The following is a 21,035-nucleotide window of genomic DNA, read 5'->3' as shown; positions in this document are numbered from 1 at the left end:
CAGGCTTTAAGCCGATGGTGCCGCCCATAGCTTTTGCTATCTATAGCTTTCAGCAATCACCTATGGTAAGCATTATGGGCGCAAAGCTATATTACTGTTTCATCCACGTTTATCCACAACCGCCATGGCTACCGAATTTGATACAGGTTTACCCAGCGTTCGTCAAATACAAACCCTGATCCGCGAACAAAAAACTGTTGAGATCAAACTAATGACCGGCGATATTTTTAACGGCATCGTTATCTGGCAGGATGCCCATGGGATTTGCCTGAGTGTAGATGGCCAAACCGTCGTTGCCATGCGCGCAGCCATCGCCTACATCAAAATTTCTAGTTAAGCCCTACTGATCGTCGACGAAGCCTGACCTCAACTAAAAGGCTTCGTTTTTGCCATGGCATGAGCGCCATTATTCAGAGCATCCGGACATCCAGTCAGGACATCCAACAATATGCCTGCCCATGCCCCATCGGACAGGCGCTATATTCCTATTTCACCAAATATATTTCACCTACCCTAAAGTCATCTAAATACCGCTAAATACGGCCAGATATTCCTAAGAACCGGTTTTTCTAGCTACCAGTACAACAACATAAAATTGAGTTCTATATAGAGTTAAAAATCGAACATTTTTTAACCAACTAAACTATGCATTTTTATCCGAGCACAATACGCCATAGACCATACCAATCAATCATCTAAAAAGTATGGGTTTCATCATGAAACAAATTTATTAACCCCTTTAAATGCAGTACCTATACCCTTACTTACTAAGTTTAATCAATGGGTTACTCGTACTTTTATCCAGTTAGTGTGCTTGCTTCGTCACCTGCGGGAACAATAACACCAAGACAATCCCCGGAGACATTTTCCAGGGTTTAGTAAGGGTTGCGAGTCGCTGACAAAACAAATTTCCTAGTTAGTTAGGACATTTGTATAGTCCATTGTTGCTATAACCCATGGCTTCTGGAAATATGTTTTTCCAAAACAATGGAGCTAATGCGATAAAAGCTATCTTTTCATGGGTGAATAGGGCATTCATTGAACATATTCACCAGTTTCCTGAAAGTTAGCCAGCATTTTAACTAAGCAATCAGCAACATCTAAAACTGTTTACAGAGATATGCAACGGAGCCATTGGACAGGATGAGCAGTATTGAAAAAATTGTTGAACAAGCATTGCAGGATGGTTACTTAACCCCAGCAATGGAAGCAGAAGTTGGTCGCATCTGCGACACAGCATCGGAACTTTCTATTGAAGAATATATGGCCCTTGATCGACTCATGGGCTCGCTCTTAACTGGCGAAGTTGTTGCTGTTCCCCGCAAGCAATTTATCAATGTAATGGAAGAGTTGGTGCTCACTGAGGCCATTGCCCGGGTTGCTCAAATTGAAGCCAGTAATGACTGTAGCCTCGATCTAGGCGATATTGCAGCCTACGCGCTCAATCGGCTGCCCCCCCTCTATGCCACCTCCGAAGAAGGGGCTGCCTATCAACGGGAGAAGGCCCAAGAAGAACTCGCTGGGCTGATTTCCGACCAGGTTAAGGATGCCATCTCCCATAGCCTGGACCGCCCTGACTTCTTCCCTGAACGCCAAAGCATTAAGCGTTCTAGCGATAGCTTCCTAGGTCAAATGAACGAGCTACTCAACGACTATGCCCACAAGTTTGAGCCTGCCCAGGTCGCTTAGTATCCAAAAGATTCAAGCAAAAACTTAAGGACACAGACACAAAAAAGCGCCGTTGAATCCAGCGGCGCTTTTTCTTAAGTCATCCCCTGCCATGCCCTACATCGGGCGATATACCCGATAGTTAACGTTGGGGAAGATATTGTCAATTTCCTCAACCTTCTCTAACCAGCCAGAGTCAATTTTACCCGCCATAATATCCTCCCGCAGCTTGTCGAACCGCAGCAGATGAGAGCGCGTACGCCGCACAGCATAAGGCACCATGGTGCCCGTGCGCATAATAAATGCCCAGTCAGACGACTGCGCCAGTAACAGCTCCCTGGCCGCCTGGTTGAGGGCACGCCACTCTAACTCATCGGCCGGTTCACGCCGGGCCAACTCGATCATGCGCTCCGCTGCTTTATGCAGGTGCGGATAAATCCAGGCATTGGTCTCATTCAGCCAATACTCGTGGAAGCCCTTGTAGCCCCAACTCGACTGGGATGGGCGACAGACCTGCTGGGTGGGATTTTCCCGCAGATAATCGGCCAGATGGGTCATTTCGTAGGTGTCTTGGTCGAACCAAGTTTTTCGGAAGAGGTAGTCAATGAACCAAGGCCCCTCATACCACCAGTGGCCAAAGAGCTCAGCATCGTAGGGAGAGACCACAATGGGCTTACGCTGCATCATGCCGTGGAGGTTAGCAATCTGCTGACCTCGGTTGTGCATGAAATTACCCGCATGCTCTGCTGCTTTTTCCTTGGCCCAATAGGGATCGTACAAGTCCTTATCTGACAGACCTAAATTTTTACCCGTAATCTTGTGATACTTGATACCCACGTTCTTTCGCTGACCGTTGGGCATGATGTAGGGCTTGATGTATTCGTAGTCCGCATCCCAACCCAAGTCACGATAAAACTCACGATATTCTGAAGCGCCTGGATAACCGACCTTAGACGACCAAACCTGCTGGGAGGACTCATGGTCACGACCAAATGCCGCCGCACCGGTTTCGGTGTAGATCGGTGCATAGGCCCCAAAACGGGGACGGGGACGGGCGTAAAGAATGCCATGGCCATCGGTGAGGAAGTACCGTAGACCTACATCGGCCACCATCCGTTCTAAGCCTTCATAGTAGGCACATTCCGGTAGCCAAATGCCCGTGGGGGCACGGCCAAAGTTTTCTTCGTGGCTTTCCACCGCCACCTTTAGCTGGGCCCAGACAGCCTCTGGGTACATTTTCATCAGCGGCAGATAGCCATGGGTAGCACCGCAGGTGATGATGTCTAGATTATTGCTGTCGACATATTGCTTAAAGCCAGAGACCAGGTCCCCTTTCAGGTCCTCCCACACGTTACGGGTGTGGTTAAACTCGTTGGCGTAATATTCCGCTAAATACTTGACGTGACCGTTGTGTTCATTGCGTTCAATTTCCCGCTCGGTCAGTTCCTCCAGGTTGGTCAGATGTTCGTCGTAGCGTTCTTGTAGCAGCGGGTCCTTGAGCATCGACACCAGGGGAGGGGTCATGCTCATGGTCATTTTGAAATCCACCCCATCCTGCTTCAGACCCTTGAACATGGTCAACAGTGGAATGTAGGTTTCAGTAATAGCCTCAAACAGCCATTCTTCCTCTAGAACAAAGTCACTCTCTGGGTGCCGAACAAAAGGTAGGTGAGCGTGGAGAACCAGGGCAAGATATCCGAGAGACATAGGGCAACCTTTGTTGATGGAAAAGTGAGCTTCTTAGGGAGAATGGCTAGGACCGCACCAAACTGAAAACTTCGAACTTCGAAAAAATAACGCGGCAGACTACTAGCCTGACTTGCATGGTCTATGACTTCAGCAACAAAAAAACTGAAGGGACTACTCAACCCAGGGACTAAACCACCGCTGGGGAAAAGTCCTGGAGATGGATAAGGATGAAAACCCTGTCATCAATTCTAAACTGAATCTTTAGACTAATTTAAGCATTTCCTGAGCCCGGTAGAGCAAACGAAATCAAGCTAGGGGATCATTCTTGATGGTTGGACTGTTCTAGCTGGAGCAGCTGCTGTTCGAGGTCAGCCACTTGTTTTTGTAGCTGCTTGAGGGTGCGGTGCATCTCAGGCAGTCGATTATAGATGGCTGAGGATTTTAGATAGGTGCGATAGGGACTAGCAGGGCTCCCCATCATGACGCTCCCAGGGGGCACATTGCTGTGGAGACCGGCTTTAGAACCGGCCTGGGCCCCCCGGCCAATCTTGGCATTGTTCGCCACGCCCACTTGGCCTCCTAGCACTACCAGAGAGTCTAGCTCCACTCCACCGGCTAGGCCCACCTGGGCGGCGAGGACACAGTTGTCGGCCAGCTGACAGTTGTGGGCCACATGGACCAAGTTGTCCAGTTTGCTGTTGCGGCCAATGCGGGTTTCTCCCACAGCAGGGCGATCCACCGCTGCATTGCAGCCCACTTCCACATGGTCCTCTAGGACGACGATGCCCGACTGGTGCATTTTTTCCCAGCCTTGGGCGGTGGGAACAAAGCCAAATCCTTCGGAGCCAATCACGGCTCCGGCGTGAATCACGCAGTGGGCTCCCACTTGGGCCCGTTCGTGAATGACGCAGCTGGCGTGGAGGGTGGTGTGGGCCCCCACTTGGGCCCCAGGATAGACCACCACCTGGGGATGGATGCAGACGTTATTACCAATGGTGGCTCCGGCTTGGATGACGACGTGGGGACCAATGGCGACATGCTCGCCGATGGTGGCGGTGGGGTCAATGATGGCGGTGGGATGGATGCCAACGGCGAGGTGAAATGGTTGATAGAAAAGTGCGATCGCACGGGAAAACCCTAGCCTGGGCTCCCGCATACTCACCCAGGCCAGACCCCGCTCCCTGGCTTGGGCCTGCAGTGCTCCATCAACGGGCAAAATCAGAGCGGCATTGGCGGTGGTTTCGATGTGGTGAGCAAACTTTTTACCCTCCACATAGCTAATGGTGTCGGGCAGTGAGTCCTGGACAGCACTCACACCAACGATGTCAGGATCCAAGTCTGGCTGAGATGCCAGGCTCGATGTCTCAGCCATCCCGAGCTGCTCCACGATGTCGCTAAACTTCATACGGGTCTCCCTAGGTTTCCAGGGTCAGGCTATCAAAAAACATCTAGGGTTGCGGCTCCTTGACCCCGACCATGCCAGTCTGCTCCAAAAACGCCACACATTCAACATGGGCGGTCTGGGGAAAGAAATCCGCTGGTTGGACCATCGTCAGGGCATAGGCCTGGTCACATAGCACTTTCAAGTCTCGGGCCAGGGTGGCTGGGTTGCAACTCATGTAGACAATGCGGGCGGGGCTGATCTCTAGCAGGGCGTCTAGGACGGTGCGATCGCAACCCTTCCGAGGAGGGTCCAAAACCACCACATCCACAGGCTGCTGCCGACTAATTTCCAGCAACACATCCTCCACTGCCCCCACGAAAAATTCCGTATTTTGTAAACCATTCAGCGCCGCATTTTGCCTCGCCTGAGCCACCGCCTCCGCCTGGGATTCAATCCCTAAGCAACGGGCCGCATGGCGAGCCAAGGGTAACGACAGGGTGCCAATGCCACAATAGGCATCAATTACCGTTTCATTCCCCTGCAGATTCAGCTGCTCCAACAGGACGGACACCAGCGCTTCCGCCTGGGCCGTATTCACCTGAAAGAACGTAGCGGGCTGAATCCGTAACCGCAACCCCAAAAATGTCTCTTCCAAGTAGGGCTGCCCCGCCAGACAACGAGTCTCATCCCCAAACACCGCATTCGTCTTTTTCCCATTCACATTAAGGCACACCCCCACCAAATCGGGATGCTCCGATAGCCACTGCTCCGCCTGTTCGTCCACCCCAGGCAAAGGGCCCGTCGTCACCAGGGTGAGCAATGTCTGCCCCGTATGGTGACCCACACGTAAGGCCAGGTGCCGCAAACGTCCTTGGTGTTTTTTCTCGTCATATAGGCTCCATGCCCGGGCCTGAATCACCGCTTTAGCATCCACCAGTAAAGGGTTTAGGGCCTCATGCTGAATAGGACAACGATTCAAATTCACAATTTGGTGAGTCCCCTGCCGGTAGTAGCCCGCTTTCACTCCCCCTTCAGCCCCCCGCGCCAGGGGATAGGTGGCCTTATTGCGATAGGCCAAGGGCTGGGGTGCCCCCAAAATAGGCGCCATGGGAACCGATACAAAGCCCCCCAAACGCATCAGAGCCGACTGCACCTGATGTTCCTTAGCCTGTAGCTGACGAGCATAGGAGACCGGCTGCCACTGACAACCCCCACATTTATCCGCCACGATGCAAGCTGGACGTACCCGATGGGGGGAAGGCTCAAGTATCGTCAGCCATTGACCAAAGCCATGGGTGGGCTTAACCCGCGTCAGCCGGACCTGCAATTTATCCCCAGGGACGGCATTGGGCACAAACACCACCCGTTCTTGCCAACGCCCCACCCCATCGCCACTGCTACTCAAGTCATCAATGGTCAGGTCGATCACCTGTCCCTGCTGCCAATGGGGGGCATTTACGAGTGAAGTCATGGTGAAGTCTGCGATGGGGACCGCCTGGATAAGAGATCGAGGTAGTATGTGCTACCGGTGGGCTTCAATTCTAGGACAACAGCTTCAAGTCCGTAGTTTTTAAAATCCGCAGTTATCTTAAAAGTCCGCAGCATTTGAAAGCCATCAACATGCGCAGGCAGGGTAGTAGCTTTGTAAACTCTCTTAACATAGCTCTCAGACCCAGAACCATAACCAGTTATTATTCAGAAGATAAAAATCTCCAAGTCAGGACTAAGTAGGGCCAAGATATTCTTTCCTTCGGTGCCCTAGAGTCGTTACACTGAAGTTACTACGAGTCACCGAATTCACTAAGCTATGTCTGTCGTTAGCCAAGTAATCCTCAATGCCGATGATGAGCTGCGCTATCCTACCAGCGGCGAGCTCAAAGGCATCCAAGATTATCTCCAGACGGGCCCCCAGCGCCTGAGCATCGCCCAAAGTCTGGCAGAAAATGAGAAAAAGATTGTCGATCAGGCCAGTAAAGCCCTGTGGCGTCGCCGTCCAGACTTCATTGCCCCCGGAGGCAATGCCTTTGGCCAAAAGGAACGGGCCCTTTGCTTAAGGGACTATGGCTGGTATTTACGGCTAATTACCTACGGTATCATCGCTGGAAATCAGGACCCCATTGAAGATATTGGCATTCAAGGCGTAAGGGAAATGTATAACGCCCTTAACGTACCTGTACCTGGCATGGTGGCGGCCATTGAATGTCTCAAAGATGCGTCCCTGGCGCTATTGACTGAGTCCCAAGCGTTGGAAGCAGCCCCCTACTTCGACTACATCATTCAGGCCATGGCCAGTTAGCCATAGGTCCCTACCCACTGGCTATGGTCAATAACTAGTGGTCCATAACCAAGTAAGAACTAAACCTTAAAGACATTGAGTCCAGGATGAATTTAGTTTAAAAATAGGGCAAAGGGAGTACATTTGATCTTACTCCCTTTGCCCTATTTTTTATCCTTAAACCGAAACCCCATCCAGAACGGTCATTTTACCGTGGGAGAACTGACCAGTTTCAACTGGAACATGGTTTAGGTCTGCTCAATTCGCCCTTTACCCAGGTTAGGTATGGTGTCCCCTAAACAAAGTCACCGAGGCTGCAAACTAGGCACGGTGGTGAAATCTAATTCCCACTGCGACTATGTGATTCAGTTGGATACGGAGCGGGATGTAATTGCGCCGCCCGCCGTCAACGATTACGGCTTTGGGCAGTTTGTCACCCTCGACACCGATCAGCAACATTGGGCCGTGGGCATCATCTACAACTCCCAGCTGTTCAACCCAGCCTTTTTAAACAGCGGCCCCCAACTCACCAGTGCCCCCGACCCCCTGTTTACCCCCGACCTCATTCAAGAAACTAAAACCCTTTTGAATGTGGTGCTGGTGGGCAATTTAGAGTACCAGGGCAGTCACATCTACGGTCACCATGGAATTCCCCGGCATGTCGTACCTGTCAACACGCCAGTGTATGCCATGGATACCCAAAGCCGTCATCACTTCCACCTGGACTCTGAGCACCGGCCTCAGTTTAAATACTACGGACATCTGCTGAACGGCGGCGGCACCTTTGCCAACCAGCTGACCCAGCAAGTCCTGACTGAGCTGGGGACCTCTGACCTATTCAACGACAATGAGCAACGGGCATTACAGGTGCTCTGCAAAGAACTCACCTGGAAAAATACCTTGGGAGTCATGGGATAGGGGCCAGGGTTCCCCCCTGTAGCCACTTGTCACCATTCACGGCCAACGGCCAGCAGTGATCCACATCAAGCAAAATGTGATCAAATGTGATCAGAATCACAGGTTAACCATGATTTGGATCGCTATCCCCCCTGGGTAAATTCAGCATACTAAGGATGACTCAACTCTAGCCGAGTCATCTACAGGGAACACACAACCAGCCGATAGAACTCGCGGGAGTTCTGTCGGTTTTTTTTTACAAGATGAGTGATGCGCAGTGGGAGGGTTTAAAATCAAGCCTTGTCCACCCCCGCCAACTCATCCCTATTAATGTCTACGACTGCATCCACCCAAATTCCGTGTTCTGAGGAAGAAATTTCTTCTGAGGGGCTAAAACCAGGCGAATATGCTGAAATTGTTCAGCGATTAGGGCGTCATCCCAACCGAGCTGAGCTAGGCATGTTCGGGGTGATGTGGTCAGAACATTGCTGTTATAAGAATTCTCGACCATTGCTCAAACAGTTTCCCACCGAGGGACCACGCATTTTAGTGGGGCCGGGGGAAAATGCTGGCGTGGTCGACGTGGGCCACGGCCAGCGGCTGGTGTTTAAGATTGAATCCCACAATCACCCGTCGGCGGTTGAACCGTTTCAAGGGGCTGCCACCGGGGTGGGGGGCATTCTGCGCGACATCTTTACCATGGGGGCACGGCCCATTGCTGCATTGAACGCATTGCGGTTTGGCCCCCTGGATGACCCCAACACGCGGCGAATTTTCTCAGGTGTCGTCTCCGGGATTTCCCACTATGGCAACTGTTTTGGGGTGCCCACCGTAGGGGGGGAAATTTATTTTGATGCCGCCTATGCGGGCAACCCCCTGGTGAATGCCATGGCCATTGGCCTGATGGAAACCACAGACATCGTCAAGTCTGGCGCGGCGGGCATTGGCAATCCGGTGCTCTATGTGGGCTCCACCACCGGGCGGGATGGCATGGGGGGAGCCAGCTTTGCCAGTGCCGAACTGACCGATAAGTCGGAGGCTGATCGCCCGGCGGTCCAAGTGGGGGATCCGTTTTTAGAAAAATCCCTGGTGGAGGCCTGTCTAGAAGCGTTTAAAACCGGGGCAGTGGTGGCAGCTCAGGATATGGGGGCCGCAGGTATCACCTGTTCCACCTCTGAAATGGCTGTGAATGGAGGGGTGGGGATTGAACTAGACCTAGATAAGGTACCGGTACGGGAAACGGGCATGGTGCCCTATGAGTATCTGTTGTCAGAGTCCCAGGAACGCATGCTGTTTGTGGGGCACAAGGGCCGCGAGCAGGAATTAATTGATATTTTTGAGCGCTGGGGCCTACATGCCGTGGTAGCTGGGGAAGTGATCCAAGAGCCCGTTGTGCGGATTTTATTCCAGGGGGAAGTGGCGGCGGAGGTACCAGCGGCGGCCTTGGCGGATAATACACCGCTGTATGAGCGGGAGGTGTTGGCAGAGCCCCCGGCCTATGTGCAAACGGCCTGGGCCTGGCAGGAGAGCAGCCTAGGGGATTGTTCGACGGCGGGGATTAACCAGCAGTCATGGAATGAGGTGATGTTGGCCCTGCTAAGCACACCGACCATTGCGTCCAAACAGTGGGTCTATCACCAATATGACCACCAGGTGCAAAACAATACGGTGATGCTGCCGGGGGGGGCGGATGCGGCAATTTTACGATTGCGTCCCCTAGAAGGAGATGACGGTAGCAGTAGTAATTCTGGGGTGGCGGCCACCACGGACTGCAATCCCCGTTACGTGTATCTCAATCCCTATGAGGGGGGACTGGCGGCGGTGGCAGAGGCCGCCCGCAACCTGAGCTGCGTCGGAGCAGAACCGATTGCGGTGACGGATAACTTGAATTTTGGTAGTCCTGAAAAGCCTGTGGGTTACTGGCAGCTGGCAGAGGCTTGTCGGGGGCTAGCTGACGGCTGCCGGCGGTTTGATACGCCGGTAACCGGTGGCAATGTGTCGCTCTATAACGAAACTGTTGATAGTGAGGGCAACCCTCAGCCGATCTATCCCACCCCTGTGGTGGGAATGGTGGGTGTGATTGACGACCTGGATCAGATTTGTGGTCAAAGCTGGCAAAATCCCGGCGATCAGATTTACCTGCTGGGGACACCCCTGGGGGAGGGGGCTGACGGGACGGTGACCCTGGGGGCATCGGAATATCTGAAGGTGATCCATGGTCAGGTGGCAGGCAAGCCGCCCCAGGTGAACATTGACCTGGAGCTAGCGGTGCAGGCTGCTTGTCGCTATGGGATTCGTCAGGGTTGGATTACGGCGGCCCATGACTGTGCTGAGGGTGGAGTTGCGATCGCACTAGCCGAGTCCGCCATCGGCGGCAACCTTGGAGCCACCATCACAGTGCCCAATACCACAGACCAACGCTATGACACCCTACTCTTCGGTGAAGGGGGCGCTCGCATTATTGTCACCGTAGCCCCCACCCACAAAACCGCTTGGGAAAGCTACCTCAGTCACCAGCTCAAGCTCCCATGGAGCCAAATCGGCACCGTCAACACAGCCGAGAGTCAGCTCATCCTCCAACTATCCCCCCATGAAACCTTAATCAATTTAGACATTGCCACCATGGCCGATGGTTGGCACTACGCTATAGAAAGAGCCCTAGTTGCCTAAACAACTCTGCTTAATCTCATAGAGCAATGGCTTAGCATCCTGCTTAGGATGCTAGGATCATACTGATTAAGAAAATATTAAGCCCCTTTTTCCCAGCCCCCTATCAAGTTACACAAGCCGCTAGCGTCTTAAGCCCATAGACCTTAGTCACCTCTTTTTGCCGTTATTAACGCTAAGTGGACTCACGATGCCTCTTCCCCCCAAGACTTTTTCCCACCCTTCTGCCGTGGATGTTCGCCCTGATAAGCCAGAAGAAGCCTGTGGCGTATTCGCTGTCTTTTCCCCTACCGACGATGTCGCCACTCTGAGCTACTTTGGCCTCTACGCCTTACAACACCGGGGCCAAGAATCCGCTGGCATTGCCACCTTCGACCATGGCTCCATTAACGTCCACAAAGACATGGGACTGGTGTCCCAAGTCTTTGACGAAGAAGTGTTGCAGCGTCTGCCTGGGCAGTGGGCCATCGGCCATAACCGCTACTCCACCACAGGGTCTAGCCGTGTTGCCAATGCCCAGCCAGCCATTGTAAACACCCGTCTTGGGGACATGGCCCTGGCCCACAACGGCAATGTGGTCAATGCTAGTACGCTGCGTGAAGAACTGCTTAAACGCAACCATACGCTGCTCACCACCACCGACACCGAACTCATTGCCCTATTTATGGCAGATGCCGTAAATGAAGGCAAAGACTGGATAGCTGCAGCTATCGATGCCTGTAAGCGCTGTGAAGGAGCCTTTAGCCTCACCATTGCCACCCCAGAAGGCATCTTAGCCATCCGCGATCCCAACGGCATCCGCCCCCTGGTCCTGGGCTACTTTGGGGGCGATGACCCCCACAATGGTCCCGGTCAATATGCCGTAGCCTCTGAAACCTGTGGCCTAGACATTGTCAATGCCCACCATATTCGTGACGTTCAGCCCGGTGAACTGATCTGGATCAGTGAAGCGGGTCTTAAATCAGTTCAGTGGGCCCAGCCCGAACGCCGCCTCTGTATTTTTGAGATGGTGTACTTTGCCCGGCCTGACAGCATCTACCACGGGGAAAGCCTCTATAGCTATCGCAAGCGTTTGGGCAATATTTTGGCCCAAGAATCATCGGCGGATGTGGACCTGATCATGCCCGTCCCTGACTCAGGCATTCCTGCCGCCATCGGCTTTGCCGAAACCTCCGGCATTCCCTATGCAGAAGGTCTGATCAAAAACCGCTACGTGGGCCGCACCTTTATTCAACCCACCCAAATAATGCGGGAAGCAGGCATTCGCATTAAACTAAATCCCCTGCGGGATGTGCTGCAAGGTAAGCGAATTTTGCTAGTGGATGATTCCATTGTGCGAGGCACCACCAGCGGCAAAATCGTCAAAGCCCTCCGGGATGCCGGAGCCACCGAAGTCCATATGCGAATTTCATCGCCACCGGTTACCCATCCCTGCTTTTACGGCATTGATACAGACAGTCAAGACCAGCTGATTGCCGCTACCAAATCGGTGAAGGAAATTGAAGCCCACATCGGAGTAGATTCCCTAGCCTACTTAAGTTGGGAAGGGATGTTGACAGCCACCCAGCAAGACACCAGCACATTTTGCTCCGCCTGTTTTACTGGCCAATATCCTGTAGACATTCCTGAAATGTTCAAACGGTCCAAACTAATGCTAGAAAAAACACCGGTGGAAGCTTAGACAGCGGAACAACCACACGGGATGGCCCCCAAAGGGTCGCCCTTGTCACAACAACAAAAAGGCCCCGCTAATGCGGGGCCTTTTTGTTAAAACCCTAAGCGATGAAACTTAGAAGTTGAAAGTGGAACGGATAACACCATAGAGGCTATCGTTGTCATCACCATCAAGATCACCGTAGATCACAGCAGGAGTCAGAGTCCAGTACTTGTTGATTTCGGCAGAATAGTAACCTTCAATCACACTGTCGTTATCGAAGTCCTCGGCATAGTACACACCAGCAGCACTACCACCCAGGAAGCTAGGAACAGCCGCACCAAACTGGAAGCTGCTATCGCCATCTTGGTCAGCATAGTAACCACCCAGGACGAAGCCGCCGAAATCTAGGCTCAACAGACCTGCGATGATGGCTTCTTCGCCATTACCATCGCCGCTCTCACCGTCAATGTAGGTGACAGCCGCATCAATCAGACCATCGGTTAGGAAGTTCAACTGAGCAATGTACTCATACTCGTCGAAGATACCCTTGGTAGCATCTTGACCGCGACCAGTGGCATAGCCCAGGTCAAGGATAATGTTGTCAGTGAAGGCGACGTTGAAACCAACACCCAAAGAATCTCCACCGACGCTAAGCTGATCGTAGAACTGAGGACCGCCGTAATCAGCCACACTAGAACCATCGAAAGGAACGATAGTGCTGGTTACGAAGTCATCGGAAACGGTGCTGTTAGCAGAAACGATAGCGGAGATTCGGCTACCGATGGGGAAGCTGTAGTAAAGGTCATTAATGACAACATTATCATCAGTACCAGCAGAGTTGGCGAATCCACCGGGAACGCCGCCAAGGGCGTTGATGTTATCACCAAACTGCAGACGAGTACGCAAACGGTCTTCGCCAGTAAAGCTAGTGTCTAGGTTTAGACGACCACGATACTCAAACGTAACTTCGTCGTCGTCACCGTCTGCATCAAAAGGAACGACCAAGTGAGCGTCTAACTGACCCTTCAACTTAGTGGTGGTAGAGAACTGGTTAGCTTCTAGTTCAGCTACGTCAGCTTCTAGGGTGTCAACACGACCACGGATGGTAGCCAGCTCAGCAGCAAACTCTTCCTGCAGGCGACGGATAGTGTCGAGGTCGTCACCACCACCGATAAGCTGAACGATTACGTCCAAACAAGCGTTCAAACCAGCGGCAAACTCATAACGAGTCAGGGCACGGTTGCCACGGAAGGAACGGTCGGGGTAGCCCTCAAGACAACCGTACTCTTCTACCAGACGCTGCAGGGCAGTGTAGGCCCAGTCAGAAGGCAGAACGTCAGATAACTCGGAAACACTAGTCACCTGAGCCAGCTGGATGGACTCAGGGTTGCTCAGGGCATCAACACTGACAGTCTCTACAGTCTCAGCCGCTACAGCGGAACCAGCAAAAGCAGCGCCCAATAGGATGGGGCTAGCCAGAAAAGCTTTCCAAAGATTAGACATTTTTAATTTTCTCCTCACACCTTAGTAAACCGAGACGAACACCAGCAAAATCGCTGAAATCTATACGGTTAAACACGTAAACGAAGCAGTATTACGTAGCAAATTACGCAACAAACGCTTCTAGATAAATATGCTAGCAGATCATTCCAGGAAGAACCAGTAAACTCAGCTACCTTAATGTTCAAAAAAATGAATCAATTAGGACCGAGTTACTCTGCTGGCATCTTGTATGGTCTGCTATTTTTTTTTGAAAATAGTTTCAGCTGTGACAGCTGTAATGTTGGTACATCCCAGAAGACCATCTAAGGGGGTTACTAGGGTTTATGGACAGCTACTGAGGTTTGAAAAGAAAAAAGTAGAAACGAGGAACCTGGGGTTTCATTGCCTACTAAGGTCAAGTACCTAAGAACCCAATCCAATGGATTGGGTTCTTAGGATGAAAGGGGTTTGTCCATGGGCTCTAGATTTTCATAGAGTCCATGGACTGTTCTAAGACTGGGGCTTAGAAATTGAAAGTGGAACGGATAACACCATAGAGGCTATCGTTGCCACCGCCATCAGGATCACCGTAGATCACCGCAGGAGTCAGAGTCCAGTACTTGTTGATCTTGGCAGAATAGTAGCCTTCAATCACGCTGTCGTCATCGAAGTCCTCGGCGTAGTAGACACCAGCAGCACCACCACCTAGCAAGCTAGGAATAGCCGCACCGAACTGGTAGCTGTCATCGCCATCTTGGTCAGCATAGTAACCACCCAGGACGAAGCCGCCGAAATCTAGGCTCAACAGACCCGCGATGATGGCTTCTTCGCCATTACCATCGCCGCTCTCACCGTCCATGTAGGTGACAGCCGCATCAATCAGACCATCGGTTAGGAAGTTCAACTGGGCAATGTACTCATACTCGTCGAAGACACCCTTGGTAGCATCTTGACCGCGACCAGTGGCATAGCCCAGGTCAAGAATAATGTTGTCAGTTAGGGAAATGTTAAGACCAACACCCAAAGAATCTCCACCGACGCCAAGCTGATCGTAGAACTGAGGACCGCCGTAATCAGCTACAGCAGGACCATCGAAAGGAACGATAGTGCTGGTTACAAAGTCGTCAGAAACAATGTCGTTGGCAGCAACAATAGCGGAGACGCGGCTACCGATGGGGAAGCTGTAGTAAAGGTCATTAATGACAACATTATTACCACCACCACCATCACGAGCCAGGTTTCCAGGAATGCCGTTAGCACTATTAATGCTGTCACCAAACTGCAAACGAGTCCTTAGACGATCTTCGCCAGTAAAACTAGTGTCTAGGTTTAGACGACCACGATACTCAAACGTAACTTCGTCTTGGTCTTCTAGTTCACCTTCTACATCAAAAGGAATGACCAAGTGAGCGTCCAACTGACCCTTCAACTTAGTAGTGGTAGAGAACTGGTTAGCTTCTAGCTCAGCTACGTCAGCTTCTAGAGTGTCAACGCGACCACGGATGGTAGCCAGCTCAGCTGCAAACTCTTCCTGCAAGCGACGGATAGTGTCGAGGTCATCACCACCACCGATAAGCTGAACGATCACGTCCAAACAAGCGTTCAAACCAGCGGCAAACTCATAACGAGTCAGGGCACGGTTGCCACGGAAGGAACGGTCGGGGTAGCCCTCAAGACAACCGTACTCTTCTACCAGACGCTGCAGGGCAGTGTAGGCCCAGTCAGAAGGCAGAACGTCAGATAGCTCGGAAACACTAGTCACCTGAGCCAGCTGGATGGACTCAGGGTTGCTCAGGGCATCAACACTGAAAGTCTCAGTAGTCTCAGCCGCTACAGCGGAACCAGCAAAAGCAGCACCCAGCAGGATGGGGCTAGCCAGAAAAGCTTTCAAAAAATTAGCCATAACTTATTTATTTCTCACACCTAATACAGGGGCATCAACAGTGCTCTTTTAGAAAAACAAACTGTTGGTTAAAACCCTTGGATCGGATGACATCAAAATATCTTAGCTATGACTATAGCTAGTGATAGAAATTCGCCAAGCTTTTCGCAGAAGTCATACGTATTATGTGGGTTATATTTCTGACCACAAAAACCACTAAAACACTTACGAACAAAGATTATTAAGTGTTTCGAGGCACCCTACAAATTGACGAAAATAAGGCTAGATGCACCCAAAGTGACAAAAATAAGGCTAGATGCGCTCAAAGTGACTCCATTCTCAATTAAGTAAAATAAGAACCAAGCCTACGGTTAACGAGCTGCAAACCCCATCTTTATGAAAAATTCTGTTAGATAATTTCCTGACCAAGATTTACCCTTTTAAGTTTCTTTATTCTTAACTCACATAGGAGGCATATCTAAATCAAAAAAGTAATGTCTGTTTCTATTTAAACAACGATTAATCATTAATTAAAATAATGTTAATTGAGGGTTAATAAAACTAGTTTTATGGCTTCAATTTTATGGAATATTGATTTTTTGTCAGCAAGTGATAAAGGAAATGAGTTTTATATATTCAAATTCAATTAAATATGTAAGGCCTAGATATATAAGAGGCTGTTTTAAAAGGTAAAGGGGTGTATAGAATTACGCCAGTCTCATCAGCATGAATCGAATCATGACGATGTAAATCATGCATGGCCTCGGATGACTCGGGTAAATGCTCATAGTCCTTACTCAGTCGTCGGTACCAGTTCCAACCAACCAAAGGTACATTCGACGACCCATCGCTTTTTGAGTATGTAAGACCTAGATATATAAGAGGCTGTTTTAAAAGGTAAAGGGGTGTATAAAATTACGCCAGTCTCATCAGCATGAATCGAATCATGACGATGTAAATCATGCATGGCCTCGGATAACTCGGGTAAATGCTCATAGTCCTTACTCAGTCGTCGATACCAGTTCCAACCAACCAAAGGTACGTTCGACGACCCATCGCTTTTTGAGCAGGACAATCCTTTGGCTTCTTTGGGGCGTAAAACTTGATTGAATAACCCATCGGAATGAATCCATGGCCCATTCAATAAAGTTTGCTCCCCGATAGTCTCCATTAAATGGCCACACTTTGACTATCCAGAATTGTCGATGCTGGACTTTCACGACGTCTAGCATCGGCTCGAACCCATCCCCGTAATCATTCACTGGATTCTGGATTCTGGCCCCTGATTCCCCACCTAGTCAGGATTTTTCGGCTTAAGTTGATACCCGCTTGAAGCGTTGAGCAATTGTGTAGCGATCGCACGTCACCTTACTACTTCATCAAAGCTGATAAAGTCTGAGCCATATCAAAATCTTTCCGTGTTAGCCCGCCTGCGTCATGGGTAGTCAGACTAATGGTGACCTTGTTGTAGGAGATAGCGAGGTCAGGGTGGTGTCCTGTGGCCTCTGCAGGTTGCACAACCCGATTGATAAACTCCACGGCTTCGATAAAATTTTTGAAGCTCAGCGTGGTTTGAATAGTTTTGCCTTCAAGCATCCAGTCGGGTAATGCAGCGAGTTTCGACTGGATTTCAGCAGCAGAAAGGAGGCCGGACATAGATGCAATGAAGAAAGTGGTTACTAAGATGATTACTATGGATGCCCCTTTAAAAAACTATCCGCTCCTATCGGGAAAGCGCCTCAGCAACTTCAAAGATAGGAGCGGTCTAGTGGGGTCTTAGGTTGAAACCAGACTGCCGGAAGGAACTCTAGCGGGTCAGTTTCAAAAGAATGAAGCTGTCTCTAAAGAACAGCCCCGGCACACAGCCGGTTTGCATCAACCTGAAGACCCATGCGCATACAACTACTGTCACTCATGGGCATCACCTCCTTATCCCTAAACGGTTTTAGTACCAGGAGCACTTAGTGCTGACTGAAATATAGCATAGGTATTAGGAAAAAGAGGCCCGCCCTAGGTAACGACAGCAATTCTCATTTTGAAACATTTGTACTGAAATCAGGGCTTTCAAAGACTTTTACTCCTGATCGTTTGGACGACAGAATGCAGGGTCTAGCCATTTGAAGCCACTGAAATCAGACATTTGAGTGAGAATCATTCTCATAATGAGAATTGCTGAGGTAACGAATAAAAAAGCCCAGGGCTAATATCAGCGAGGTTAAAAACCATGGGCCCAAAGCTATAGCCACCGTTAAGATTTGGCGGTTGGTCGACCGATCTAAACCCTATCTACAGTATTGATGCCTGAACTTGTGGGTCATTTTTGACATACTAGAGACCGGACTCCTCAGAAAGATAATTTTTCCCATGTATATAGTTGAGCTTTCGCTGAAGCATACGGCCCTACCCATGTCGGTGCAAAAGAAAACCCTGGAGGCCGCCGACGAGGCCTATGGAACTATTATGAATGCGTTGAAAACAGGACAACCGACCGTCATTGAACTGAGCTGTGACAAGCAAGAGGGGAAAAAGCTATCGGTATTGGTAAGCGAACTGGCCACCGTACAGATGTATGAAAAGTCTGGTGGCGCGTCGTCATCGGGTAAGGCAGCTGGCTTTTTTTCCATGGGCAATGACTAGGACTGGTCTAGTTTTTGCTGGACCACTTGGCTGGTCTGCTGGACTGGTTTGATGTGTACTGGGCTATTTTGCAGTGATGGAACAGCCTTGCGCGATCGCAATTGACGATTTGCACTTTAGCTGGGATTCAGGGGCATCGGTGCTGGCTGGATGTTCCCTAGAGGTGCAACGGGGGGAGTTTTGTATGCTGCTGGGTACCAACGGCAGCGGTAAATCCACCCTACTGAAGCTCTTGGCCGGACTGCTGAATGCACCCCAGGGCACAATTCATTTGCAGGGACCGGTGGGGTTTGTCTTTCAAAACCCCGATCACCAGCTGGTGATGCCGACGGTGGGGGCAGATGTGGCCTTTGGCCTAGTGGATGAAAACATGGCCTATGAAGCGGTGCGAAAGCGGGTGGATGAGGCCCTCACCATGGTCAATCTGCTACACCTCAAGCGACGGCCCATCTATGCCCTCAGCGGGGGGCAGAAGCAGCGGGTTGCGATCGCAGGGGCCCTCGCTCAGCAATGTCGGGTGCTGCTATTTGACGAACCCACCGCCCTGCTCGACCCAGACAGCCAACTGGAACTGGTGGCCCAGGTGCGTGATCTCGTTAAAAAACAAGGCATTACGGCCCTGTGGGTGACCCATCGATTGCTGGAGTTGGACTATTGCGATCGCGCCATTTTGCTAGAACAGGGGCGCGTCACCAGCCAAGGTGCCCCCGAACAAGTCAAACAAGCCCTGAAAAATCTCCATTTAACCTAAGCAAAATTCCCCAAAAAATCCCTAAAAAAGTCCTTGGGCAGCTTGTTACACAGGTAGCGAACGTTAAGCTAAAGGAAACCTAAACTTAGCTTATACATTACCCAGGCACCCGAAGATGACCGGTTCTACCTCCCAGGCAATTTTATTCGTCGATGGGTATAACATTATCGGTGCCTGGCCAGAATTAATCGAGCTTCGCGACCACCAGGGTTTGGACATAGCCCGCAATCAGCTAGCGGAGGCCCTAGCCAACTACAGTGCCTATCAAGGGTTTGAAACCCTGCTCGTGTTTGACGCCTACGGTCAGCCCCAAACTCATCGCAGCGAGAGGTTTACCCAACATCTCGCCATTCACTACACCAACTTTGGCCAAACCGCCGATAGCTATATAGAAATCTCCTGCGCCAAGTTTCGTAACGATATTCGTAAATTTGAGAAACGGCTGATCGTAGCGACCTCTGATCGAGCCCAACAGCTGACTGTAATTGGGTACGGTGCCGAATGGATGTCAGCTGCCCAGCTGGGCATGGACGTACACCTATCAGAGCAAGCAGTAAAACATCGGCAGAAGCCCCAAAAACAGTCCAAGCAGCGATTCCTATCAAAATCCCTCAATCCAGACATGCAAGCAAAACTAGCTAAGCTCAGATCCAACCTGATGGAATGACGCGTTCATCCAGGTGGCAGACCCACCGCCCCTAGGGATTCAAACGCTTTACCGAGAAAGATTCAGAATCCCCTTGCATAACTGCTATACAATTACCTATATTGGTAAAACTGAACAATCCTCAGTAGCTCAGTGGTAGAGCGGTCGACTGTTAATCGATTGGTCGTAGGTTCGAATCCTACCTGGGGAGTTAGAAATCAAACCCTAAAATCAAACTAGATTGCTAGCAGTGGATACATCAGCTTTGGGCAATCCATAGACAGATATCCATTAATTAACTGCTAACTGCCCTGTTAACTGCTTAGATAGCCGTTTAGAATTACGGCTATTTTTTTATGGTCATCTTTTCACAATATTTCATTAAATAAAATTCTTTATCCAGAGGTTAAAATTTCATGCATCTCCCTCCAGCAGAGGCTTGACGGCCCTGACAAGGACCAGACAGCCGCTACAGCCTCAGCCATAACGTGAATTAAACCTTAAGGTATCGTTTGAGTAACGGATTGTAGCGATAGTATAGATTTGGGATAAAATTTGTCTCCCCTTCTTAACGTATGTTTTTGGGCGGAGCGGGTTATTGGGCCATATCTAGCATGTGAGTTCTAAGTTCCGTATAGCAAAATATCTGTTTTTAAGATGCCTCGTATACTTGTCGTAGATGATGATCCGGCTATTTCAGAACTGGTAGCAGTTAACCTGGAAATGGCTGGATATGATGTCAGTCAAGCTGAGGACGGGATCAAGGGTCAAGCACTCGCTGTGCAGCTCTTACCCGATCTAATTATGCTTGACTTGATGTTGCCTAAGGTAGACGGCCTCACCGTTTGCCAGCGTGTTCGCCGCGATGAGCGAACAGCGGATATCCCGGTCTTGATGTTAACCGCCTTGGGCCAAACCCAAGATAAAGTTGACGGGTTTAATGCGGGTGCCGATGATTACCTGACTAAACCCTTTGAATTAGAAGAAATGCTGGCCCGGGTTAGGGCACTCCTGCGACGCACTGACCGTATTCCCCAGGCTGCAAAGCATAGCGAAATCCTTAACCATGGTCCATTAACCTTGGTTCCGGAGCGGTTTGAAGCCATCTGGTTTGAGCGCACTGTCAAATTGACCCACTTGGAATTTGAGCTACTGCACTGTCTTCTCCAGCGTCATGGTCAGACTGTTGCCCCGAGTGAAATTCTGAAGGAAGTTTGGGGCTATGACCCGAACGACGACATTGAAACTATTCGGGTACATATTCGCCATCTGCGAACCAAATTGGAACCGGACCCACGCCATCCCAAGTTTATTAAGACTGTCTATGGTGCGGGCTATTGTCTAGAGCTGCCCCAGGATGAGCAACTTTATGCTAACCGTGCAGCTAGCTAGGGTTTGAT

General features: G+C 50.5%; 16 protein-coding genes, 1 tRNA gene and 1 pseudogene. 11 read left to right on the top strand and 7 right to left on the bottom strand.

The features are described 5' to 3' along the window. Positions 1-124: 124 nt before the first annotated feature. Both VB741_RS03510 and VB741_RS03505 read left to right on the top strand, forming a co-directional pair. Positions 125-337, top strand: coding sequence for an Hfq-related RNA-binding protein (locus VB741_RS03510; RefSeq protein ID WP_323363758.1), 213 nt, complete (start codon positions 125-127; stop codon positions 335-337). Positions 338-1,143: 806 nt separating this feature from the next. Then, on the top strand, positions 1,144-1,689 hold the full coding sequence (locus tag VB741_RS03505; protein WP_323363757.1) for a late competence development ComFB family protein: 546 nt from the start codon (positions 1,144-1,146) through the stop codon (positions 1,687-1,689). Positions 1,690-1,785: 96 nt separating this feature from the next. On the opposite strand, the gene VB741_RS03500 is transcribed toward VB741_RS03505, so the two are convergent. The 3 genes from VB741_RS03500 to rlmD form a co-directional block, all read right to left on the bottom strand. Further along, a complete protein-coding gene (locus VB741_RS03500) occupies positions 1,786-3,375 on the bottom strand; it encodes a glycoside hydrolase family 57 protein (RefSeq protein ID WP_323363756.1) in 1,590 nt (529 codons plus the stop codon). A gap of 301 nt (positions 3,376-3,676) precedes the next feature. Beyond that, positions 3,677-4,762, bottom strand: coding sequence for a UDP-3-O-(3-hydroxymyristoyl)glucosamine N-acyltransferase (lpxD, locus tag VB741_RS03495; protein WP_323363755.1), 1,086 nt, complete (start codon positions 4,760-4,762; stop codon positions 3,677-3,679). 43 nt (positions 4,763-4,805) lie between these two features. Next, positions 4,806-6,212, bottom strand: coding sequence for a 23S rRNA (uracil(1939)-C(5))-methyltransferase RlmD (gene rlmD, locus VB741_RS03490; protein ID WP_323363754.1), 1,407 nt, complete (start codon positions 6,210-6,212; stop codon positions 4,806-4,808). 336 nt (positions 6,213-6,548) lie between these two features. Here rlmD and VB741_RS03485 point away from each other — a divergent pair, with 336 nt between their 5' ends. The 4 genes from VB741_RS03485 (at position 6,549) to purF (ending at position 12,261) form a co-directional block, all read left to right on the top strand. Then, positions 6,549-7,037, top strand: coding sequence for an allophycocyanin subunit alpha-B (locus VB741_RS03485; protein WP_323363753.1), 489 nt, complete (start codon positions 6,549-6,551; stop codon positions 7,035-7,037). A 264-nt stretch (positions 7,038-7,301) separates the two neighbouring features. Then, a complete protein-coding gene (locus VB741_RS03480) occupies positions 7,302-7,934 on the top strand; it encodes a hypothetical protein (RefSeq protein ID WP_323363752.1) in 633 nt (210 codons plus the stop codon). Positions 7,935-8,243: 309 nt separating this feature from the next. Beyond that, on the top strand, positions 8,244-10,583 hold the full coding sequence (purL, locus tag VB741_RS03475; protein ID WP_323363751.1) for a phosphoribosylformylglycinamidine synthase subunit PurL: 2,340 nt from the start codon (positions 8,244-8,246) through the stop codon (positions 10,581-10,583). A 187-nt stretch (positions 10,584-10,770) separates the two neighbouring features. After that, entirely contained in the window at positions 10,771-12,261 is a 1,491-nt protein-coding gene (purF, locus tag VB741_RS03470) for an amidophosphoribosyltransferase (protein ID WP_323363750.1), read from the top strand. A gap of 108 nt (positions 12,262-12,369) precedes the next feature. Here the strand turns inward: purF and VB741_RS03465 are convergent, their stop codons facing one another. The 4 genes and pseudogenes from VB741_RS03465 to VB741_RS03445 form a co-directional block, all read right to left on the bottom strand. Beyond that, positions 12,370-13,740: an iron uptake porin gene (locus VB741_RS03465; protein ID WP_323363749.1), complete on the bottom strand. Its 1,371-nt coding sequence runs from the start codon at positions 13,738-13,740 to the stop codon at positions 12,370-12,372. A gap of 502 nt (positions 13,741-14,242) precedes the next feature. Beyond that, the gene (locus VB741_RS03460; RefSeq protein ID WP_323363748.1) at positions 14,243-15,622 is read right to left on the bottom strand and encodes an iron uptake porin; all 1,380 of its coding nucleotides are present in this window, start codon (positions 15,620-15,622) and stop codon (positions 14,243-14,245) included. An 894-nt stretch (positions 15,623-16,516) separates the two neighbouring features. Then, positions 16,517-16,668 (bottom strand): annotated as a pseudogene (locus VB741_RS03450) (transposase); the annotation flags it as partial. A gap of 304 nt (positions 16,669-16,972) precedes the next feature. Beyond that, positions 16,973-17,257 carry a 4a-hydroxytetrahydrobiopterin dehydratase gene (locus VB741_RS03445; protein ID WP_323363747.1) on the bottom strand — a complete coding sequence of 95 codons (285 nt, stop codon included), beginning with the start codon at positions 17,255-17,257 and terminating at the stop codon, positions 16,973-16,975. 708 nt (positions 17,258-17,965) lie between these two features. Here VB741_RS03445 and VB741_RS03440 point away from each other — a divergent pair. From VB741_RS03440 to VB741_RS03420, 5 genes are all read left to right on the top strand, one after another. Continuing rightward, positions 17,966-18,238 carry a hypothetical protein gene (locus VB741_RS03440; RefSeq protein WP_323363746.1) on the top strand — a complete coding sequence of 91 codons (273 nt, stop codon included), beginning with the start codon at positions 17,966-17,968 and terminating at the stop codon, positions 18,236-18,238. Positions 18,239-18,314: 76 nt separating this feature from the next. After that, on the top strand, positions 18,315-18,989 hold the full coding sequence (locus VB741_RS03435; RefSeq protein WP_323363745.1) for an energy-coupling factor ABC transporter ATP-binding protein: 675 nt from the start codon (positions 18,315-18,317) through the stop codon (positions 18,987-18,989). Between the two features lie 115 nt (positions 18,990-19,104). Further along, entirely contained in the window at positions 19,105-19,656 is a 552-nt protein-coding gene (locus VB741_RS03430; protein ID WP_323363744.1) for an NYN domain-containing protein, read from the top strand. 118 nt (positions 19,657-19,774) lie between these two features. Further along, a tRNA-Asn gene (locus VB741_RS03425) sits at positions 19,775-19,846 on the top strand. 446 nt (positions 19,847-20,292) lie between these two features. After that, positions 20,293-21,027, top strand: a complete 735-nt coding sequence (locus VB741_RS03420) for a response regulator transcription factor (RefSeq protein ID WP_323363743.1) — start codon at positions 20,293-20,295, stop codon at positions 21,025-21,027. The last annotated feature ends 8 nt before the right edge of the window (positions 21,028-21,035 follow it).

The sequence above is a fragment of the Leptothoe sp. PORK10 BA2 genome (assembly GCF_034932105.1).
Classification (GTDB): Bacteria; Cyanobacteriota; Cyanobacteriia; order Phormidesmidales; family Phormidesmidaceae; genus Leptothoe.
This window is presented reverse-complemented; position numbering and strand designations above follow the sequence as displayed.

Bases quoted from the DNA above. Each gene is read 5' to 3' on its own strand.
- rlmD (WP_323363754.1), bottom strand. From the start codon at position 6,212: ATGACTTCACTCGTAAATGCCCCCCATTGGCAGCAGGGACAGGTGATC.
- VB741_RS03505 (WP_323363757.1), top strand. From the start codon at position 1,144: ATGAGCAGTATTGAAAAAATTGTTGAACAAGCATTGCAGGATGGTTAC.
- VB741_RS03420 (WP_323363743.1), top strand. From the start codon at position 20,293: ATGCCTCGTATACTTGTCGTAGATGATGATCCGGCTATTTCAGAACTG.
- VB741_RS03510 (WP_323363758.1), top strand. From the start codon at position 125: ATGGCTACCGAATTTGATACAGGTTTACCCAGCGTTCGTCAAATACAA.
- VB741_RS03440 (WP_323363746.1), top strand. From the start codon at position 17,966: ATGTATATAGTTGAGCTTTCGCTGAAGCATACGGCCCTACCCATGTCG.
- lpxD (WP_323363755.1), bottom strand. From the start codon at position 4,762: ATGAAGTTTAGCGACATCGTGGAGCAGCTCGGGATGGCTGAGACATCG.
- purF (WP_323363750.1), top strand. From the start codon at position 10,771: ATGCCTCTTCCCCCCAAGACTTTTTCCCACCCTTCTGCCGTGGATGTT.
- VB741_RS03430 (WP_323363744.1), top strand. From the start codon at position 19,105: ATGACCGGTTCTACCTCCCAGGCAATTTTATTCGTCGATGGGTATAAC.
- VB741_RS03485 (WP_323363753.1), top strand. From the start codon at position 6,549: ATGTCTGTCGTTAGCCAAGTAATCCTCAATGCCGATGATGAGCTGCGC.
- VB741_RS03500 (WP_323363756.1), bottom strand. From the start codon at position 3,375: ATGTCTCTCGGATATCTTGCCCTGGTTCTCCACGCTCACCTACCTTTT.
- VB741_RS03435 (WP_323363745.1), top strand. From the start codon at position 18,315: ATGGAACAGCCTTGCGCGATCGCAATTGACGATTTGCACTTTAGCTGG.
- VB741_RS03445 (WP_323363747.1), bottom strand. From the start codon at position 17,257: ATGTCCGGCCTCCTTTCTGCTGCTGAAATCCAGTCGAAACTCGCTGCA.
- VB741_RS03465 (WP_323363749.1), bottom strand. From the start codon at position 13,740: ATGTCTAATCTTTGGAAAGCTTTTCTGGCTAGCCCCATCCTATTGGGC.
- VB741_RS03480 (WP_323363752.1), top strand. From the start codon at position 7,302: ATGGTGTCCCCTAAACAAAGTCACCGAGGCTGCAAACTAGGCACGGTG.
- purL (WP_323363751.1), top strand. From the start codon at position 8,244: ATGTCTACGACTGCATCCACCCAAATTCCGTGTTCTGAGGAAGAAATT.
- VB741_RS03460 (WP_323363748.1), bottom strand. From the start codon at position 15,622: ATGGCTAATTTTTTGAAAGCTTTTCTGGCTAGCCCCATCCTGCTGGGT.